2 protein-coding genes (1 of these 2 only partly in view) are annotated in these 22,353 nt (G+C 64.8%); both read left to right on the plus strand.

The window, feature by feature from the left end:
* Window positions 1–13,014, plus strand: a complete 13,014-nt coding sequence (locus ACVHNU_RS08460; RefSeq protein ID WP_473019439.1) for an amino acid adenylation domain-containing protein — start codon at window positions 1–3, stop codon at window positions 13,012–13,014.
* Window positions 13,011–22,353: the 5' portion of a non-ribosomal peptide synthase/polyketide synthase gene (locus ACVHNU_RS08465; protein ID WP_473019440.1), read on the plus strand. Its footprint extends 8,501 nt past the window's final position; the window shows 9,343 of its 17,844 coding nt (coding positions 1–9,343); its start codon is at window positions 13,011–13,013; the stop codon falls past the right edge of the window. Before ACVHNU_RS08460 ends, ACVHNU_RS08465 begins: the two co-directional genes overlap by 4 nt.

Consider the following 22,353-nt stretch of genomic DNA (forward strand, 5'->3'; position numbering starts at 1 on the left):
ATGCATTTCAGCGAACTGATGGCTGTTATTTCCACCCATGCGATCCGCCTTCAACAGGAAGATGAAGACCTGGTCATTCTGGGCAGCGACGACGCGCTGGACGATGCGTTGTGGGACAGCCTCAGCGAACACAAGGCGCAGCTGCTGGAACTGGTCGCGCAACACGGTGGCGACTGGCTGAGCCCGGCGTTTCGCATCACCCCGAACATGCTGCCGCTGGTGACGCTGGATCAGCCGACCATCGATCGGCTGGTCGCCAATGTGCCCGGCGGCGCCGCCAACCTGCAGGACATTTACCCGCTGGCGCCGCTGCAGGAAGGCATGCTCTATCTGCATCTGTCGGCGCCCGCCGGCGACCCTTACGTGTCGCAGGCGCGGTTCGCCTTCGACAGCCGCGAACGTCTGAACGCCTTCGCCGAAGCGTTGCAGTGGATGATCGAACGCCACGACATCCTGCGCACCTCATTCGTTTGGGAACGCCTGGATGAACCGCTGCAAGTGGTGCAGCGGCAGGCTCGTCTGTATTGCGAAGAAATCGCCCTCGACCCGGGTGTGGATGCTCTGACGCAATTGCTGGAACGCCACGACCCACGGTTCTTCCGCCTCGACATCCAGCAGGCGCCGCTGCTGCGTCTGGTCTACGCCATGGACCCGGACAACGGTCGCGTGGTCGCGCTGTTGCTGTTTCATCACCTGATCATGGACCACGTCGCCCTCGATGTGGTGCGCCGCGAAACCCGCGCGCATCTGCTCGGCCAGACTGCGCAGGTCGGGCCGCCGGTGCCGTACCGCGATCACCTGGCCAAGGCCCGTCTGCGACTGGACGAGCAGGTGCACGAAGCGTTTTTCCGCGAGATGCTCGCCGACATCGACGAGCCGACCTTGCCCTGTGGTTTGCAGGATGTGCAGGGCGATGGCCAAGCCATCGAAGAAGCCTTGCTGATGCTCGACACCGACTTCAGCCGGCAATTGCGCGGGCAGGCGCGTCAGCTCGGCGTCAGCGTCGCCAGTCTGATGCACCTGGCACTGGCGCGGGTGCTCGGTCAGTTGTCCGGGCGTACGGCGGTGGTGTTCGGCACCGTGCTGCTGGGGCGGATGGCGGCGGGAGAGGGCGGCGAACAGGCGCTGGGGATGTTCATCAACACCTTGCCGCTGCGCGTGGATGTCGGGCAGGACGGCGTGCGTGCCGGGGTGCTGGCGACCCATCGACGCCTGACCGCGTTGCTCGGCCATGAGCAGACCTCGCTGGCACTGGCCCAGCGTTGCAGCGCGGTGGCGGTGCCGACGCCGTTGTTCAGCGCGATCCTCAACTATCGCCACAGCAGCAGCGAAGAAATCGCCGAAGTCAGCGAACTGGCCCCCGGCGTGCAGGTGCTGGGCGCCCGCGAGCGCACCAACTACCCGCTGACGATCAACATCGACGACCTCGGCGAAGACTTGCGCATCACCGCGCTGGCCGATGCGGCGTTGGGTGCCGAACGCATCGCCGCTTATCTGCACACCGCGTTGCACAGCCTGCTGCAGGCCTTGCAATCGACCCCGGATGCGCCGCTGCAACGCCTGAATATTCTGCCGGCCGCCGAGCGCGAATACCTGCTGCACGGGGTCAACTCGCCGTTGCCGCAGTTCCCGGAAGCGCCGCTGATTCATCAGCAATTCGAAGCCCATGCGGCGGCGCGCCCGGAGGCCACAGCGCTGCTGTTCGAGGCGCAGACGCTGAGCTACGGCGAGCTTAACCGCCGCGCCAATCAGCTTGCCCATCACCTGCTGGCACAGGGGATTCGCCCGGATCAGCGCGTAGCGATCTGCGTCGAGCGTGGCCCGCACATGATCATCGGCCTGCTCGGCATCCTCAAGGCAGGCGCCGGTTACGTCCCGATCGACCCGGCGTATCCACTGGAGCGCATCGCCTACACCCTGCAGGACAGCGCCCCGGTGGCGGTGCTGACCCAGGCCGATACGCTGGACCGGGTTGGCGCGCTCAACGTGCCGATCATCGATCTGGACAGCCTGCAGTTGCAGGCTGAACTCAGCAGCAATCCGCAGATTCCCGAGTTGACTCCCAGTCATCTCGCCTACGTGATCTACACCTCGGGCTCCACCGGATTGCCCAAAGGCGTGATGGTCGAACACCGCAACGTAGTGCGGCTGTTTTCGGCGACCCACGATTGGTTCAACTTCAACCCGCAGGATGTGTGGGCGCTGTTCCATTCCTTCGCTTTCGATTTCTCGGTCTGGGAAATCTGGGGCGCGCTGGCGTTTGGCGGGCAATTGTTGCTGGTGCCGCAGGCCGTCAGCCGCTCGCCGGATGACTGCTACGCGCTGCTGTGCCGCAGCGGCGTCACCGTGCTAAATCAGACCCCGAGCGCCTTCCGCCAGTTGATCGCCGCGCAGGGGCGCAGCCCGTTGCAGCACTCGTTGCGCGAAGTGATTTTCGGCGGCGAGGCCCTCGAACCGGGCCTGCTCAAACCGTGGTACGCGCGGGTCGGCAATGCCGGTACGCGGCTGGTGAACATGTACGGCATCACTGAAACCACGGTGCACGTGACCTATCGCCCACTGGAAGCAGCGGACGCGCTGCTGGTCGGACGCAGCCCAATTGGCGTCGGCATCCCCGACCTGCAGCTGTACGTGCTCGATGCGCAGCGCGAACCGGTGCCGGTCGGCGTGATCGGCGAGTTGTACGTCGGCGGCGCCGGGGTTGCCCGCGGCTATCTCAACCGCGAGACGCTGACTGCCGAGCGCTTTATTGCCGACCCGTTCAGCGGCCGTGCCGAGGCGCGTCTGTACAAGACCGGTGACCTCGCGCGCCGGACGGCGGATGGCAGCCTTGAGTACTTGGGGCGTAACGACGATCAAGTGAAGATCCGTGGTTTCCGCATCGAACTCGGTGAAATCGAAGCTCGCCTCGCAGCCTGCACCGGTGTGCGCGAAGCGGTGGTGATCGCCCGCGAAGACAGCCCCGGCGATCAGCGTCTGGTTGCCTACTGGCTGGCCGCCGAAGGCACTGAGCCAAGCGCTGCGCAATTGCGCGACGAGTTGCTGCTGTCGCTGGCCGACTACATGGTGCCGAGCGCGTTTGTGCGCCTCGATGCGTTGCCGCTGACCAGCAACGGCAAGCTCGATCGCAAAGCCTTGCCACAACCGGACAGCGAGGCGTTCGCCCGTCGCGGTTTCGAAGCTCCGCTGGGACCAGTGGAAGAGCTGATCGCCGGGATCTGGCAGACCCTGCTCGGTGTCGAGCAGGTCGGGCGGCATGACAATTTCTTCGAACTTGGCGGCCATTCGCTGTTGGCGGTGAAACTGATCGAACGCATGCGTCAGCACGACTTGCAGTGCGACGTGCGCGTGCTGTTCGGCCAGCCGAGCGTGGCGGCACTGGCCGCGACCTTGAGTCACCGTCATGCCCTGCGAGTGCCGGACAATCTGATTCCTGCCGATTGCCCGCGGATCACCCCGGACATGCTGCCCCTGGCGACGCTGGATCAGGCCGCCATCGACCGCGTGGTCGCCAGCGTGCCCGGCGGCGTTGCCAATGTGCAGGACATCTATGGCCTGGCACCGTTGCAGGCAGGGATCCTCTATCACCATCTGGCGACCAGCGCCGGTGACCCGTACGTGTTGCAGGCGCAATTTGCCTTCGCCGGACTGGCGCAGATCAAGGCCTTCGTCCGTGCGTTGAACGCGGTGATCGAGCGCCACGACATTCTGCGCACCAGCGTGGTCTGGGAAGGGCTTGAGGAGCCGGTGCAAGTGGTCTGGCGCGAGGCGCCGCTGGCGCTGGAACGGGTCGATGCCGACCTGCTGGTCGGCGATGTGCTGGAGCAGATGCAGGCACGTTTCGATCCGCGGCACTATCGCCTCGACCTGCGCCGCGCACCGCTGATGCGTCTGGCCTACACCGAAGACCGTGAACAGCAGCGCTGGGTCGGCATCCTGTTGCTGCACCACATCGTGCTCGATCACACCGCACTGGAAGTGTTGCTCGCGGAAATGAACGACAGCCTGTACCCGAGCGGCGTCGATCTGCCGCCGCCGGTGCAGTACCGCAACTACGTGGCCCAGGCGCAACAGCAGGCCAATGCCCAGGCGCATGAAGCGTTCTTCCGCGACATGCTCGGCGACATCGACGAGCCGACCGTGGCCTTCGGTGTGCAGGACGTGCATGGCGATGGCAGCACGATCATTGACAGTGAGCAGGCGCTGGACGCTGGCGTGGCCGAGCGCCTGCGCGAGCAGGCGCGCAGGCTCGGCATCAGCGCGGCCAGTCTGGTGCACCAGGCCTGGGGCCAGGTGCTGGCGCAGGTTTCGGGGCGCGAAGAGGTGGTGTTCGGCACCGTACTGCTCGGGCGCATGCAGGGCGGCGAGGGTGCCGATCGCGCACTCGGCATGTTCATCAATACCTTGCCGCTGCGGGTCAGCGTCGGCGCGACCGCGGTGCAGCAAGGCGTGCGCGCAACTCACGAACGTCTGGCGCAATTGCTGGCGCATGAGCAGGCCTCACTGTCGCTGGCCCAGCGTTGCAGCGGTGTGGCTGCGTCGCTGCCGCTGTTCAGCAGCTTGCTCAACTATCGCCACAGTGCGGCGGAACCGGCAGGCGTGACCTGGGACGGGATCGAGATTCTCAGCTCGCGCGAGCGCAGCAACTATCCGCTGGTGGTCAGCGTCGATGACCTCGGCACCGGTTTCCGCCTGAGCGTGCAAGCGGTGCCACAAGTGGATGGCGCACGGGTCTGCGATTACCTGCAGACCGCGCTGCACAACCTGCTGACCGCCCTCGAGCACAATCCGGCCACGCCGCTACGGCAGATTTCGGTGATGTCGCCGAGCGAGCGGCAGCGGGTCCTGGTCGGGTTCAACATCACCGGTCGCGACTACCCGCAGGCGCAGACCGTGCAGCGTTTGTTCGAGGCCCAGGCGGCCGCGCACCCCGAGGCATTGGCGGCGGTGCAAGGCACCCAGCAGTTGAGCTATGGCGAACTCAATCAGCGGGCCAATCGCCTGGCGCATCACCTGATCGGACTGGGCGTGCAGCCCGATGATCGGGTCGCCCTGTGTGCCCGGCGCAGCCCGGACATGCTGGTCGCGTTGCTGGCGATCCTCAAGGCCGGTGCCGGTTATGTGCCGGTCGATCCGGCGTATCCGCCGGAACGCATCGCCTACCTGTTGCAAGACTGCGCCCCGGTGGCCGTCGTGGCGCAGGCGTCAACCCGTGATCTGCTGGGTGCGGTGCCGGTCATCGATCTGGACCGCGACGACTGGCAACTTCAGCCCGAGGTCAATCCGCGAGTCCCGGCGCTGACGCCGGCCAATCTGGCCTATGTGATCTACACCTCCGGTTCCACCGGCCAACCGAAAGGGGTGATGGTCGAGCATGCGACCCTGGAAAACCTTGTGCACTGGCACGCTGAAGCCTTCGACTTGCAGGCCGGCAGCCAGACTGCGAGTGTCGCCGGCTTCGGGTTCGATGCGATGGCCTGGGAAGTCTGGCCGGCACTGTGTGTCGGCGCCACTTTGCACCTGCCGCCGGCGTCAATCCGCAACGAGCACCTCGACGAGCTGCTCGACTGGTGGTGCGCGCAGCCGTTGCAGGTCAGCTTCTTGCCGACGCCAGTGGCCGAATACGCGTTCAGCCGGCAATTGCAGCACCCGACCTTGCGTACGCTGCTGATCGGCGGCGACCGACTGCGTCAGTTCAGTCGTCAGCAAACCTTCGCCGTGATCAACAACTATGGCCCGACCGAAGCGACGGTGGTCGCCACCTCGGGGCGGGTAGAGCTTGACCAGCCGTTGCATATCGGCCGCCCGATCGCCAATGCCAAAGTCTACGTGCTGGACGCTGAGCAGCGCCCGGTGCCGGTGGGTGTGGCCGGCGAGTTGTATGTCGGCGGGGCGGGTGTGGCGCGCGGTTATCTGAATCGCCCCGAGCTGAGCGCTGCGCATTTCCTGTTCGATCCGTTCAGCGACGAGCCGCAGGCACGCATGTACCGTACCGGCGATCAGGCGCGTTGGCTGGCCGACGGCAACATCGAGTACCTGGGGCGCAACGACGATCAGGTCAAATTGCGTGGCGTGCGTATCGAACTCGGTGAAATCGAAGCTGCGCTCGGCAGCCACGCTGCGCTGCAGGAAGCGGTGGTGCTGGTCCGCGACGGGCGGCTGATTGCGTGGTTCACCGAGCGCACGGCGGTCGATATTCAACAGTTGCATACGCATTTACAGGCACGCTTGCCGGATGCGCTGCTGCCGGCGGCTTACGTGCGTCTGGACGCATTGCCGTTGACCGCCAACGGCAAGATCGACCGCAAGGCCTTGCCGGAGCCGGAGCATGGCGCGTGGCTCAGCCGCGAATATGAAGCCCCGCAAGGGCCAGTCGAGACGGCGCTGGCGCAGATCTGGATCGATGTGCTGAAAGTCGAGCGGGTCGGGCGTCACGACAACTTCTTCGAATTGGGCGGGCATTCGCTGTTGGCGGTGAGCCTGATCGAACGCATGCGCCAGATCGACCTCGCGGCTGACGTTCGCGTGCTGTTCAATCAGCCGACCCTGGCCGCACTCGCCGCCGCCGTGGGCAGCGGTCGCGAAATCGAGGTGCCGGCCAACCGCATTCCGCCGGGCTGCACGCACATCACCCCGGACATGCTCAGCCTGACCGAACTCGATCAGGCCAGCATCGAGCGCATCGTCGCCACCGTGCCGGGCGGGGCTGCCAACGTGCAGGACATCTATCCGCTGGCACCGCTGCAGGAAGGCATTCTTTACCACCACTTGAGCGCCGAACAGGGCGATCCGTACCTGCTGCAATCGCGGCTGATCTTCGACAGCGTCGAGCGTCTGCGCACCTTCAGCCATGCCTTGCAGCAGGTCATCGAGCGCCACGACATTCTGCGCACCAGTGTGGTCTGGGAAGGGCTGGCGAGTCCGCAGCAAGTGGTCTGGCGCCAGGCGCCGCTGGTGGTGCAAGCGGTGGCGCTGGATCCGGCGCAGGGCGACGTTCTCGAACAGTTGCACGCGCGGTTCGATGCCCGGCACAATCGCCTCGACCTGAGCCAGGCGCCGCTGATGCGCATCGTCTATGCCGAAGACCCGGCGCAGCAACGGGTGGTGGCGATCATCCTGTTCCAGCACCTGATTCTCGACCACACCGCCATGGAGGTGGTCGGCCAGGAAATGCGTGCTTTCATGTTCGATCAGGCCGACAGCCTCGGCACCCCGATGCCGTACCGCAACTACGTGGCGCAGGCGCGTCTGGGGGCCAGCGAGCAGGAACACGAAACGTTCTTCCGCGACATGCTCGGCGATATCGATGAACCGACCCTGCCGTTCGGTCTGCACGACGTGCAAGGCGATGGCGGCGACATCGAGGAGGCGCAGCAAGCCGTGGATGCCGGGTTGACCCTGCGCCTGCGTGAACAGGCGCGGCAGTTGGGTGTCAGTCCGGCGAGCCTGATGCACCTGGCCTGGGCGCAGGTGTTGGGCGTGCTTGCCAACCGCCGCGACGTGGTGTTCGGCACGGTGCTGTTGGGTCGCTTGCAGGGCGGCGAGGGCGCGGATCGCACCCTCGGCGTGTTCATTAACACCTTGCCGCTGCGGGTGGATGTCAGCGAAGGCGTGCGCGCTGCGGTCAAGACCACCCATGCACGACTGACGGCATTGCTCGCCCATGAGCACGCGCCATTGGCGCTGGCCCAGCGCTGCAGCGCAGTATCCGGCGCGCCGCTGTTCAGCGCCTTGCTCAACTACCGGCATAGCGCCGCCGAGGCGCAGCCGCGTGACGGTCAGGGCATCTGGGAAGGCGTGCAATTGCTCGGTGGCGAAGAGCGCAGCAACTATCCGCTGACCCTCAGCGTCGACGATCTCGGCGAAGGCTTTTCCCTGTCGGTGCTGGCGTTGGCGCAGATTGGCGCGCAACGGATCCGCGGCTACATGCACACCGCGCTGGAACATCTGGTGCACGCACTGGAGCAGACGCCACAGCGTGCGCTCAACCGTTTGCCGATTCTTTCGGTGGAGGAATACGAGCGCTTGCTGGTCGGATTCAACCCGACCGCGGCGGCGTATCCGCGCGGTGCAACGATTCAGGCGCTGGTGCAAGCGCAGGCCGAGCAACAGCCGCAGGCATTGGCGGTGGTGCAGGGCTCGCAGCAACTGACCTATGCGCAACTCAATCAGCAGGCCAATCGCCTGGCGCAGCACTTGCTCGGCCTCGGCGTGCAGCCGGACGACCGGATTGCCGTGTGCCTGCAACGCGGCCCGCAGATGCTGGTGGCGCTGCTGGCGATTCTCAAGGCCGGCGCCGGTTATGTGCCGGTCGATCCGGCGTACCCGGCGGAGCGCATCGCCTACCTGTTGCAGGACAGCGATCCGGTGGCGGTGCTGGCGCAGGGCTCGACCCGCGAGCTGCTGGGCCGGGTGCCGGTGATCGATCTGGACAACGCCCTCTGGCAACACCTGCCGGCTACCAATCCGCAACTGCCGACGCTGACCCCGGCGCATCTGGCCTACGTGATCTACACCTCAGGTTCGACCGGTCAGCCGAAAGGCGTGATGGTCGAACACGCGACCCTGGAAAACCTTGTGCACTGGCACTGCGAGGCGTTCGATCTGCGTGCCGGCAGCCACACTGCCAGCGTCGCCGGTTGCGGTTTCGACGCGATGGCCTGGGAGGTCTGGCCGGCGCTGTGTGTCGGCGCGACCCTGCACCTGCCGCCGCCGTCGATCAGCAACGAACACCTGGATGAACTGCTCGACTGGTGGCGCGCGCAACCGTTGCAGGTGAGCTTCCTGCCGACGCCGATTGCCGAATACGCCTTCAGTCGTGAGTTGGGTCATCCGACTTTGCGCACGCTGCTGATCGGCGGCGACAAGTTGCGGCAGTTCTCGCGTGAGCAGACATTCGACGTCATCAACAACTACGGCCCGACCGAGGCCACGGTGGTCGCCACCTCCGGACAGGTCAATGTCGGGCAGTTGCTGCACATCGGCCGGCCCATCAGCAACGCCCGGATCTACCTGCTCGATGAACAGCAGCGTCCGGTGCCGGTTGGCGTGGCGGGTGAGTTGTACGTCGGTGGCGCGGGTGTCGCCCGTGGTTATCTGAACCGTCCCGAGCTGACCGCCGAACGCTTCCTCGAAGACCCGTTCAGTGACGAGCCACAGGCGCGCATGTACCGCACCGGCGACCTCGCGCGCTGGTTGGCCGACGGCAATATCGAGTACCTGGGGCGTAACGACGATCAGGTCAAACTGCGCGGCGTGCGGGTGGAACTGGGTGAAATCGAAGCCGCGCTGTCCAGCCATCCGGCAGTGCAGGACGCGGTGGTGCTGGTGCGTGAGGCGCGGTTGATCGCCTGGTTTACTGCTCGCACAACAGTCGATATCGAGGATCTTCGCGCGCATCTGCAAGCGCGCCTGCCGCAGGCGCTGGTGCCGGCAGCCTACGTCCGGCTTGAGGCGCTGCCGCTGACCGCCAACGGCAAACTCGACCGCAAGGCCTTGCCCGAACCGGATCAGGACGCCTGGCTCAGCCGCGAATACGCCGCGCCGCAAGGGCCGGTGGAAACCGCACTGGCGCAGGTCTGGGCCGAGGTGCTGCAAGTCGAACAAGTCGGACGTCACGACAACTTCTTCGAACTGGGCGGGCATTCGCTGCTGGCGGTGACCCTGATCGAGCGCATGCGTCAGCTCGGCCTGAGCACCGACGTGCGCGTGCTGTTCAGCCAGCCAACCCTCGCCGCGCTGGCCGCCGCCGTCGGCAGTGGTCGCGAAGTCGCGGTGCCGGCCAACCTGATTGCGCCCGGTTGCACGCGCATTACCCCGGACCTGCTACCGCTGGTGGAGCTGGATCAGGCCAGCATCGAGCGTATCGTTGCAACGGTGCCGGGCGGTGCCGCCAACGTGCAGGACATCTATCCGCTGGCGCCGTTGCAGGAAGGCATTCTTTATCACCACCTGAGCGCCGAACAGGGCGATCCTTACCTGCTGCAATCGCGCCTGGCATTCGACAGCCTTGAACGCTTGCAGGCCTTTGCCGCCGCGTTGCGTCAGGTCATGACGCGTCACGACATTCTGCGCACCGGAGTGGTCTGGGAAGGGTTGGCGACGCCGGTGCAAGTGGTCTGGCGCGAAGCTCAACTGCCGCTGCAGGAAGTCGCACTCGACCCGGCCGCCGGTGACGTACTCGCGCAATTGTTTGAGCGTTTTGACGCGCGGCATTTCCGCATCGACCTCAGTCAGGCGCCGCTGATTCGCCTGGTGTATGCGCAAGATCCGGCCAACGACCGGGTGGTTGCCATGCTGCTGTTCCATCACATCGCCATGGATCACACGGCGCTGGAAGTGGTGCAGCAAGAATTGCAGGCGCTGCTCTTTGGTCACGGCGAAGCCCTGATCCCCGCCGTGCCGTATCGCAATTACGTGGCGCAGACCCGGCTGGGTGTCAGCGAGCAGGAGCACGAAGCATTCTTCCGCGCGATGCTCGGCGAGATCGACGAACCGACGCTGCCGTTCGGTCTGCTCGATGTGCACGGTGACGGCCATGACATCGAAGAAGTCCGGCAGCGCGTGCCCGACGACTTGGCGCGGCGCTTGCGCAGCCAGGCGCGGCAGATGGGCGTGAGTGTCGCGAGCCTGTTTCATCTGGCGTTTGCCCAAGTATTGGCGGCGACCTCCGGGCATGACCGCGTGGTATTCGGCACCGTGCTGCTGGGGCGGATGCAGGGCGGTACCGGCGCTGATCGCGGTCTGGGAATGTTCATCAACACGCTGCCGCTGCGGGTGGATCTGGGCGATGTTTCGGTGCGTGCCGGGGTGCGCGCCACCCATGCGCAACTGACCGCATTGCTCGGCCATGAACATGCGTCACTGGCATTGGCCCAGCGTTGCAGCGGGGTGGCGGCGCCGTCGCCGCTGTTCAGCGCCATGCTCAACTACCGGCACAGCGTCAGCGAGGAACAGTTGCAGGCCAATCGCCTGGCCTGGCAAGGCATCGAAAACCTCTCCAGCGAGGAGCGCACCAACTATCCGCTGAGCTTCAACGTCGATGACCTGGGTCAGGGCTTTGACCTCACGGCCATGACCCCTGCGCAGATTGGCGCGGCGCGGGTGTGTGGCTATATGCAGCAGGCGTTGGCGGGGCTGGTCGAAGCGCTGGAGCAGACACCGCAGCAGACCTTGAACCGCCTGCCGGTGCTGGCGGATGCCGAGCGCCAGCAGTTGCTGTTCGGCCTGAATGCCACTGACGTCGATTACGACCTTGAGCAGACCATTCATGGCTTGTTTGAAGCACAAGTGGCGCTTACGCCGCAGGCGCCCGCCGTGGTTGCGGGTGAGCAGCAACTGAGCTACGCCGAACTCAACGCCCGGGCCAATCAACTCGCGCGGCACCTGCGTGAATTGGGCGTAGGGCCGGATTCGCGGGTGGCGATCTGCGTCGAACGCAGTCTGGACATGGTGGTCGGGCTGCTGGCGATTCTCAAGGCTGGCGGCGGTTACGTGCCGCTGGATCCGGCGTATCCGCTGGAGCGTCTGGCCTACATGCTCGAGGACAGCGCGCCGCTGGCGGTGCTGGTGCAGGGTTCGACGCGTTCGTTGCTCGGCGAAGTCGCCGTGCCGATGATCGATCTGGATCAGCCGCACTGGCAGTCGCTACCGACTGACAATCTATCGCTCGCTGAATTGACCCCGAATCACACCGCTTACGTGATCTATACCTCCGGTTCCACTGGCCAACCAAAAGGCGTGATCAACGAACACGCCGGGGTGGTCAACCGCCTGCTGTGGATGCAGGACGCCTATCAACTCACTGCCAGCGATACGGTGTTGCAGAAAACCCCGTTCAGCTTCGACGTCTCGGTATGGGAGTTCTTCTGGCCGTTGATGACTGGCGCCCGATTGGTCATGGCCCGACCTGAGGGGCACAAGGACCCGCTGTACCTCAGCGAAATCATCGAACGCGAGCACATCACCACGCTGCACTTCGTACCGTCGATGCTCGACGTATTCCTCGCCCATGCTGACACCGCACGTTGCAGCAGCCTGCGGCAAGTCATGTGCAGCGGCGAAGCGTTGCCGGGCAGCGTGGTACGGCGCTTCAAGCAGCAACTGCCGGCCAGCCAATTGCACAACCTCTATGGCCCGACCGAGGCCGCGGTGGACGTAACGGCGTGGAATTGCGCGGGTCCACTGGAAAGCACCCCGGACAACACGCCGATCGGCAAGCCGATTGCCAACACCCGCATGTACATCCTCGATGCCCAGCAGCAACCGGTGCCGCACGGCGTGGTCGGCGAGTTGTACATCGGTGGTGTGCAGGTGGCGCGTGGTTATCTGAATCGCCCGGAACTGAATGCCGAGCGCTTCCTCAACGATCCGTTCTACAGCAATGGACGGATGTACCGCACCGGCGACGTAGCCCGCTATCTGCCGGACGGCAATATCGAATACCTGGGCCGCAACGACGATCAGGTGAAGATCCGTGGCCTGCGCATCGAACTCGGCGAGATTCAGGCACGCCTGACGCAGATCGACGGCATTCAGGAAGCCGCTGTACTGGCCCGTGAAGATGCATCCGGCGACAAGCGTCTGGTGGCGTACTACACCGGGGCACGTCTGGAAATCGACGTGCTGCGCAGCCACTTGCTGGAGCATCTGCCGGACTACATGGTGCCCGCCGTGTTCGTGCATCTCGATGCACTGCCGCTCAGCCCCAACGGCAAACTCGACCGCAAGGCACTGCCGGCGCCGGATCAGGCCGCTTTGCCGGTGCGCGAATACGAAGCCCCGGTGGGCGACGTGGAAATCACCCTCGCACGGCTCTGGGCTGAACTGCTCAACGTCGAGCGGGTAGGGCGCCACGATCATTTCTTTGAACTGGGTGGTCACTCGCTGCTGGCGGTCAGTCTGATCGGCCGGCTGCGTCAGGAAGGCATGGAAGCCGATGTCAGGTCGCTGTTCGAACATCCGACCCTGGCCGGCTACGCCGCAATTACCGAACGAATGGAGATCGTCCTGTGAACGTGATCGAACTGTTGGCCACATTGAAGGCTAAAGATATCCAGCTGGCGGTCGCGGACGACCAATTGCGGGTCAATGGCAACAAACAGGCGTTGAACGACCCGGCGTTGCTGGCGTTGTTGCGCGAGCACAAACCGGCGCTGATCGAACTGATCAAGGCCGGGCAGTACTCGGCCAGCAAGCACGGCCAGGTCGAGGTGCCAGCCAACGGAATTGTTGCGGGCACCACGCACATCACCCCGGCGATGCTGACGCTGGTCGAGCTCGACCAAGCGACCATTGACCACCTCGTCGCACAAGTCCCCGGCGGCGCCGCCAACGTGCAGGACATCTACCCGCTGGCGCCGTTGCAGGAAGGCATCCTTTATCACCACGTCAGTGGCGGAGAGGGCGATCCGTACGTCATGCAGTCGCACTTTGCCTTTGACAGCCGTGAGCGTTTTCAGGCGTTCGCCCAGGCCCTGCAAAGCGTGATCGATCGCCATGACATTCTGCGCACCGCTGTTCATTGGGCGGGGCTGGACGCGCCGGTGCAGGTGGTCTGGCGTCGGGCCGAACTGCCGGTGGAAGAAGTGACGCTGCCAGATGCCGCCAGCGACGTTTTGGCGTATCTACACGAGCGCTTCGACGCCCGGCACTTCCGCCTCGACGTCACCCAGGCGCCGCTGATGCGTCTGGCCCACGCCTGGGATGAAGCCGGGCAACGGGTGATCGCCACGCTGTTGTTCCATCACATGGCGCTCGACCACTCGGCGCTCGACGTGGTGCGCCACGAAATGCGCGCGTGCCTCACCGGACAGAGTGAGCTGCTCGGGCGCCCGGTGCCGTTTCGCAACTACGTGGCGCAGGCGCGTCTGGGCGTCAGCGAAGCCGAGCACGAGGCGTTTTTCCGCGAGATGCTCAGCGATATCGACGAGCCGACGCTGCCTTATGGTCTGCAGGATGTGCAGGGTGACGGCAGTGAAATCGTCGAACTCAGCGTGCCGGTGCCAACGTTATTGGGCCAGCGTCTGCGGGCGCAGGCGCGAACCCTTGGCGTGAGTGTCGCGAGCCTGTTCCACCTCGGCTGGGCGCAGGTACTGGCCGCGCTGACCGGCAAGCAGCAAGTGGTGTTTGGCACCGTGCTGATGGGCCGCATGCAAGGTGCCGAGGCGATTGACCGGGCGCTGGGAATTTTCATCAACACCTTGCCGTTGCGGGTGAATATCGACGGGCAGGATGTGCGCGCGGCGGTCAACGCCACCCACGCACGGTTGACCACGCTGATGCGTCACGAACACGCACCGCTGGCCCTGGCTCAGCGCTGCAGCCACGTGGTGGCGCCGACCCCGCTGTTCAGCACACTGCTCAATTATCGTCACAGCCACAACGTGGCCACTGCTAGCGCCGAAACCCTCGTGGCGTGGCAGGGCATCACCACCCTGCACTCAGAAGAGCGCACCAACTATCCGCTGACGATGAGTGTCGATGACCTCGGTGACGGTTTCAGCCTGACCCTGCTGGCCAGCACCCAGACCGATCCACAGCGCATCTGCGATTACCTGCACTGCGCGCTGGAAAACCTGCTGCTCGCTTTGGAGCAGGCGCCGCAGACACCGGTCAACCAACTGCCGATCCTGCCGGCGGCGGAGCTTGCGCAGGTACTGCTCGACTTCAATGCCACCCAAGTGGATTTCCCGACTGCACAGACCATCCAGCAACGTTTCGAGGCGCAGGTGGCCGAACGGCCGGACGCGCTGGCGGCAGTGTTTGCCGATGCGCAATTGACTTACGCCGAACTCAATCAGCAGGCCAACGCCTTGGCGCAGCACCTGATCGGCTTGGGCGTGAAACCGGATGATCGCGTGGCGATCGTCGCCCGCCGTGGGCTGGACACGCTGGTGGGACTGGTGGCGATCCTCAAGGCCGGCGCCGGTTACGTGCCGATTGATCCGGCGCACCCGGCCGAGCGTTTGAACTACCTGCTCGACGACAGCGCGCCAGTCGCCGTACTGACCCAAAGTCATCTGCGCGAGCGACTGCCGGCGATGAACGTGCCGGTGCTCGACCTCGACCGCTGCACTTGGCCGCTGACTGCCACACAAAACCCGCAGGTAGCGGGCCTGAGCACCGCAAATCTGGCCTACGTGATCTACACCTCCGGCTCCACCGGCCTGCCCAAAGGGGTGATGGTCGAGCATCACACCTTGAGCAATCTGGTCGACTGGCACTGCACCGCGTTCGACCTGTGCGCCGGGCGTCATACCTCAAGCCTGGCCGGGTTCGGCTTCGATGCGATGGCCTGGGAAGTCTGGCCGGCGCTGTGCGTAGGTGCGACCCTGCATCTGGCGCCGACCCACGACGGCGGCGAGGACATCGATGCCTTGCTCGCGTGGTGGTGCGCGCAGCCGCTGGACGTGAGCTTCCTGCCGACCCCGGTGGCCGAATACGCCTTCAGCCAGAACCTCGAACACCCGACCCTGCGCACGTTGCTGATCGGCGGCGACCGCTTGCGTCAGTTCAATCGCCACCAGCATTTCGACGTGATCAACAACTACGGGCCGACCGAGGCCACAGTGGTCGCGACTTCAGGTCTGGTGCAAAGCGGCGATGCGCTGCACATCGGTAAACCGGTAAGCAATGCCACGGTCTACCTGCTCGACGAACAGCAGCGCCCGGTGCCAATTGGCGTGGCTGGCGAGTTGTACGTTGGCGGTGCCGGGGTCGCCCGTGGCTACCTGAATCGTCCGGACATGACTGCCGAGCGCTTTCTGCGTGACCCGTTCAGCCGCGCGCCGAATGCACGGATGTACCGCACCGGCGACCTTGCACGCTGGCGCGAGGACGGCAACCTCGAGTACCTGGGGCGCAACGACGATCAGGTGAAAATCCGTGGCGTGCGCATCGAGCTGGGCGAGATCGAAACCTGCCTCAACCAGTTGCCGGGGATTCAGGAAGCGGTGCTGCTGGCCCGCGAAGATCAACCCGGTCAGCCGCGACTGGTGGCCTACTTCACCGAGCAGGCGCAGGTCGAAGCACTGCCGGTGGGCGAGTTGCGCGCGCAACTGCTCAGCCGTTTGCCGGAATACATGGTGCCGACGGCGTTCGTCAAACTTGCCGCGCTGCCGCTGACCGCCAATGGCAAGGTCGACCGCAAGGCCTTGCCGGCGCCGGATCTGGCGGCGCTGTTCACTCGCGAGTACGCGGCGCCCGAAGGCGAGGTGGAAACCGCGCTGGCGCAGATCTGGGCCGACGTGCTGCAGGTCGAGCGGGTCGGGCGGCAGGATCACTTTTTTGAACTCGGCGGGCATTCGTTGCTGGCGATGCGCATGGTCTCGCAAGTGCGCCAGCGCCTGGGTGTCGAGCTGGCGCTGAGCGATCTGTTCGCCAATGCCGAACTGGCGGCGGTCGCGTCAGTGCTCAGCGAGGCCGGGCGCTGTGCGCAACCGCAGATCGTGCCGGTCCCGCGTGACGGCGCGTTGCCGCTGTCGTTCGCCCAGCAACGCCTGTGGTTCCTCGCGCAAATGGAAGGCGCCAACACCGCCTACAACATTCCCGTGGCCCTGCGTCTGCGTGGCCGTCTCGACGACGCGGCGCTGCAACGCGCACTGGCACGGATCGTCGCCCGCCACGAAACCCTGCGCAGCCGCTTCGCGCAATTCAACGACGAAGCGCAGGTGCTGATTGCCCCGGTGGACACCGGTCTGCTGCTGCGGGTCGAAGACCTGCGCCAGCACCCGCAACCTGAGGAAACCCTGCAGGCGCTGATTCAGGGCGAAGCCTCCGGGCCGTTCGACTTGCAGGACGATCCGTTGATTCGTGGGCGACTGGTACGCCTGGCCGACGATCACCATGTGCTGTTGCTGACCCTGCACCACATCATCTCCGACGGCTGGTCGATGGGTGTTTTGACCCGCGAACTGATGGCGCTGTATCAGGCGTTCAGTCATGGCCAGCCGGATCCGCTGCCGCCCCTGGCGCTGCAATACACCGACTACGCGGTGTGGCAACGGCGCTGGCTTAGCGGCGAAGTGCTGCAACGCCAGAGCGAGTACTGGCAACAGACCCTCGCTGGTGCCCCGGCACTGCTGATGCTGCCGACCGATCGGCCGCGCCCGGCGCAGCAGGACTATGCCGGCAGCAGCGTTGCCGTCGTGCTCGACGAGCGCTTGAGCGCCGGGCTCAAAGCCTTGGGTCAGCGTCACGGCGTGACCCTGTACATGACGCTGATGAGTGCCTGGGCAATGCTGCTCAGCCGCTTGTCCGGGCAGGCTGAAGTGGTGATCGGTTCGCCAGTGGCCAACCGCACCCGCGCCGAAATCGAAGGCCTGATCGGCATGTTCGTCAACACCCTGGCGCTGCGCATCGACACCTCCGGCGAGCTGAGCGTCGAAGCGCTGCTGGCGCGGGTCAAGGCGCAAACCCTGCACGCGCAGGCGCATCAGGATCTGCCGTTCGAGCAAGTGGTGGAAATCACCCGGCCGGTGCGCAGCCTGGCGCACAGCCCGTTGTTCCAGACCTTGCTCAGTTGGGATGGCCTCGAAAGCCCGGCGCTGGCCCTCGGCGAACTGACGCTGGAAGGCGTGGCCGAGCCGAGCCACTTTGCCAAGTTCGACCTGTCGCTGAGCCTCAGCGAGTCCAACGGCAGCATTCGCGGATCGCTGGAATACGCCACGGCGTTGTTTGACCAGAGCACGGTCGAGCGCTTCACCGGTTACTTCCTGCGCCTGTTGCAGGCGATGGTCACCAACGATCAGGCAGTGCTGGAACACGCGCCGCTGCTGGCGCAGGAAGAACAGCAGCGCTTGCTGGTCGAGTTCAATGCCACGGAAGTCGATTACGACCTTAATCAGACCATTCACGGTCTGTTCGAAGCGCAAGTGGCGCGTTCGCCGCAGGCCATCGCCCTGCAAAGTGAGGCGCAGCGCCTGAGTTTTGCCGAACTCAATGCCCGGGCCAATCAACTGGCGCGGCATCTGCGTGAATTGGGCGTAGGGCCGGATTCGCGGGTGGCGATCTGCGTCGAGCGTGGTCTGGACATGGTGGTCGGGCTGCTGGCGATCCTCAAGGCTGGCGGCGGTTACGTGCCGCTGGATCCGGCGTATCCGCTGGAGCGTCTGGCTTACATGCTTGAGGACAGCGCGCCGCTGGCGGTGCTGGTGCAGGGAACCACGCGTTCGTTGCTCGGCGAAGTCGCCGTGCCGGTGATCGATCTGGATCAGCTGCACTGGCAATCGCTACCAGCGGAAAACCTGCGGGCCACTGAGCTGACCCCGAATCACACCGCCTACGTGATCTACACCTCCGGTTCCACTGGCCAACCGAAAGGCGTGATCAACGAACACGCCGGGGTGGTCAACCGCTTGCTGTGGATGCAGGACGCTTATCAACTGTCGGCAGCCGATACGGTGTTGCAGAAGACCCCGTTCAGTTTCGACGTCTCGGTCTGGGAGTTCTTCTGGCCGTTGATGACTGGCGCCCGATTGGTCATGGCCCGACCTGAGGGGCACAAGGACCCGCAGTACCTCAGCGAAATCATCGAACGCGAACACATCACCACGCTGCACTTTGTTCCGTCGATGCTCGATGTGTTCCTCGCCCACGCCGACACCGCACGTTGCAGCAGCCTGCGGCAAGTCATGTGCAGCGGCGAAGCGTTGCCGGGCAGCGTGGTACGGCGCTTCAAGCAGCAACTGCCGGCCAGCCAATTACACAACCTCTATGGCCCGACCGAGGCCGCAGTGGACGTAACGGCGTGGAATTGCGCCGGGCCGCTGGAGCAAACGCCGGACAACACGCCAATCGGCAAACCGATTGCCAACACCCGCATGTACATCCTCGATGCCCAGCAACAACCGGTGCCGCACGGCGTGGTTGGCGAGTTGTACATCGGTGGCGTGCAGGTGGCGCGTGGTTATCTGAATCGCCCGGGACTGAATGCCGAGCGCTTCCTCAACGATCCGTTCCAGGCCAATGGGCGGATGTACCGCACCGGCGACGTCGCGCGCTATCTGCCGGACGGCAATATCGAATACCTCGGCCGTAACGACGACCAGGTGAAGATCCGTGGTTTGCGCATCGAACTCGGCGAGATTCAGGCGCGTTTGACGCAGATCGACAGCATTCAGGAAGCCGCTGTACTGGCCCGCGAGGACGTGCCGGGCGACAAGCGTCTGGTCGCGTACTACACCGGCGCACCGCTGGAAATTGAAACACTGCGCGGCCACTTGCTGGAAAATCTGCCGGACTACATGGTGCCCGCCGTGTTCGTGCATCTCGATGCATTGCCGCTCAGCCCCAACGGCAAACTCGACCACAAGGCACTGCCGGCCCCGGATATGGCGGCGCTGACCGCCCGTGAATACGAAGCACCGGTCGGCGAAGTGGAAATCGTCCTCGCGCAGCTCTGGGCGGAACTGCTCAAGGTTGAGCGGGTAGGGCGCCATGACCATTTCTTTGAACTCGGCGGCCACTCGCTGCTGGCGGTGAATCTGGTGGCGCGGATGCGCCGTGCCGGCCTGACCGCCGACATCCGCGTGCTGTTCAACCAGCCGACCCTGGCTGCACTGGCCGCTGCCGTGGGTGGCGAGCCCGAGGCCGAAGTCGCGGCCAACCTGATCACTGCGGACTGCACGCGTATCACTCCCGAGTTGCTGCCACTGGTGGCGCTCGATCAGCCAAGCATCGACCGCATCGTCGCCAGCATCCCCGGCGGCGTGGCCAACGTGCAGGACATTTACCCGCTGGCGCCGTTGCAGACGGGGATCCTGTTCCATCACCTGTCCGCCGCGCAGGGCGATCCGTATGTGTTGCAGGCGCAGTTTGCATTTGCCGATGAACAACGCCTGAACACTTTTACCCAAGCCTTGCAGCACGTAATCCAGCGCCACGACATCCTGCGCACTTCGCTGTTCTGGGACGGACTGCAAGACCCGGTGCAAGTGGTCTGGCGTGAGGCGCCGCTGGCGTGCGAAGGCCTGGAACTGCATGACGCGGACGGCGATGTACTGGAGCAGTTGCGCAAGCGCTTCGACGCTGCGCAATACCGCATGGCCGTCAATCAGGCGCCGCTGATGCGCGTGGTACACGCGCGGGATGCAGCCAATCAACGTGTGGTGGCGTTGTTGCTGTTCCATCACCTGGTGATGGACCACGTGGCACTGGAGGTGCTGCAACACGAGATGCAGGCGTTCCTCAGCGGCCAGCCGCAACGTCTGGCCGAACCGGTGCCGTATCGCAATTACGTGGCGCACAGCCGTGGCGCAATCAGTGATCAGGCGCATGAAGCGTTCTTCCGCGAAATGCTCGGTGACATCAGCGAACCGAGCGCACCGTACGGCCAGCAGAGCATTGCCGAGGGCCACGCCGCAGAAGCACGACGGATACTCGACCTCGATCTGAGTCAGCGCGTCAGGGCCAAGGCCCGGCGTCTGGGGATCAGCGCCGCGAGCCTGATGCATCTGGCCTGGGCGCAGGTGCTGGGAAAACTCTCCGGGCGAGACGCGGTGGTGTTCGGCACCGTGTTGCTGGGGCGGTTGCAGGCGGGCGAGGGCGCCGAACGCGCGCTGGGGGTGTTCATCAACACCTTGCCGCTGCGCGTCGATCTCGGGCAACGCTCGGCGCAGGAAGCCGCGCTCGCCACCCACCGACAGTTGAACGCGCTGCTGCAACATGAGCATGCGCAATTGGCACTGGCCCAGCGTTGCAGTGGTATGCCCGCCGGCACGCCGTTGTTCAGCACGCTGTTCAACTATCGCCACAGCGCCGCTGCCGGCACACCTTCCCCGGAGGCGGCGAACGCGTGGCAAGGCATGCAGTTGCTCAATACCCAGGAGCACACCAATTACCAGTTGAGCGTGAGTGTCGATGACCTCGGCGAAGGTTTCGGCTTCACCGCACTGGCTGCCCCCGGCATTGATCCCGCACGCATCTGCGAATACCTGCAACGAGCGGTGAGCAACCTGCTGCAGGCGCTGGAGCAAACACCGCAAGTGAGCGTTGACCAGGTGTCGATCCTGGCGCCGGACGAACGCCGGCAATTGCTGGTCGAGTTCAACACCACCGAGCGGGAATACCCGCGTGCGCTGACCGTGCACGCATTGTTCGAAAGGCAAGTGGCGGCAGATCCGCACGCCATCGCTGTCGTGCATCGCGGGCAAACGTCGAGTTATGGCGATTTGAATGATCGGGCCAACCGCTTGGCCCACTACCTGATCGCTCAAGGTGTACAGCCGGGCGCTCATGTGGCGATCCTGTTGCCGCGCTCGCTGGAGCTGCTGGTGGCGCAACTGGCGATTGCCAAGTGCGCGGCGGCCTATGTGCCGCTGGACATCAACGCGCCGAGTGAGCGTCAGGCGTTCATGCTCGAGGACAGCCGCGCCGTGGCGTTGCTGACCCTGCGTGGCGAAAACATCGACTATCCACTGCCGCGCATCGATCTGGATGCCCTGACGCTGAACGACCAGCCTGCGCACAACCCGAATCTGGCACAGTCTTCGGAGGCACTGGCGTACATCATGTACACCTCCGGTTCCACCGGTACGCCGAAGGGTGTGATGGTGCCGCACCGTGGCATCGCTCGCCTGGTGCTGAACAACGGCTACGCCGATTTCAACCCGCAGGATCGCGTAGCGTTTGCGTCCAACCCGGCGTTCGACGCCAGCACCATGGACATCTGGGGGCCGCTGCTCAACGGCGGACGCGTGGTGGTGATCGATCACCAGACCCTGCTGGATCCGCACGCGCTCGCTCGTGAATTGAGCGTCAGCGGCGCGACAATCCTGTTTGTCACCACCGCGCTGTTCAACCAGTACGTGCAACTGATTCCGCAGGCGCTGAAAGGCTTGCGCATGGTTCTGTGCGGCGGTGAACGCGGCGATCCGGCAAGCTTCCGCCGCTTGCGGGCCGAGGCGCCACAGTTGCGCATCGTGCATTGCTACGGCCCGACCGAAACCACCACTTACGCCACCACGTTTGAAGTGCACGAAGTGGCGGAAAATGCCGAAAGCGTGCCGATTGGCGGGCCGATCTCCAACACCCAGGTGTATGTGCTCGATGCGCACCAGCAGCCGGTGCCGATGGGCGTGACCGGCGAGTTGTACATCGGCGGGCAGGGCGTGGCCCTCGGTTACTTGAACCGTGCCGATCTGACGGCGGAAAAATTCCTGCCCGATCCGTTCAGCGACCGTCCGGGCGCGTTGCTCTACCGGACTGGCGACCTCGTGCGCTGGCTGGCGCCGGGGCAGCTCGACTGCATCGGACGCAATGACGATCAGGTGAAAATCCGTGGTTTCCGCATCGAACTCGGCGAGATCGAAAATCGTCTGCTGGGCTACCCGGGGATCAACGAAGCGGTGGTGC

The sequence above is a fragment of the Pseudomonas sp. Ors-4-3C genome, assembly GCF_055755035.1.

Excerpts from the sequence above, each read along its gene's own strand:
- ACVHNU_RS08460 (WP_473019439.1), top strand. The coding sequence starts at position 1 with ATGCATTTCAGCGAACTGATGGCTGTTATTTCCACCCATGCGATCCGC.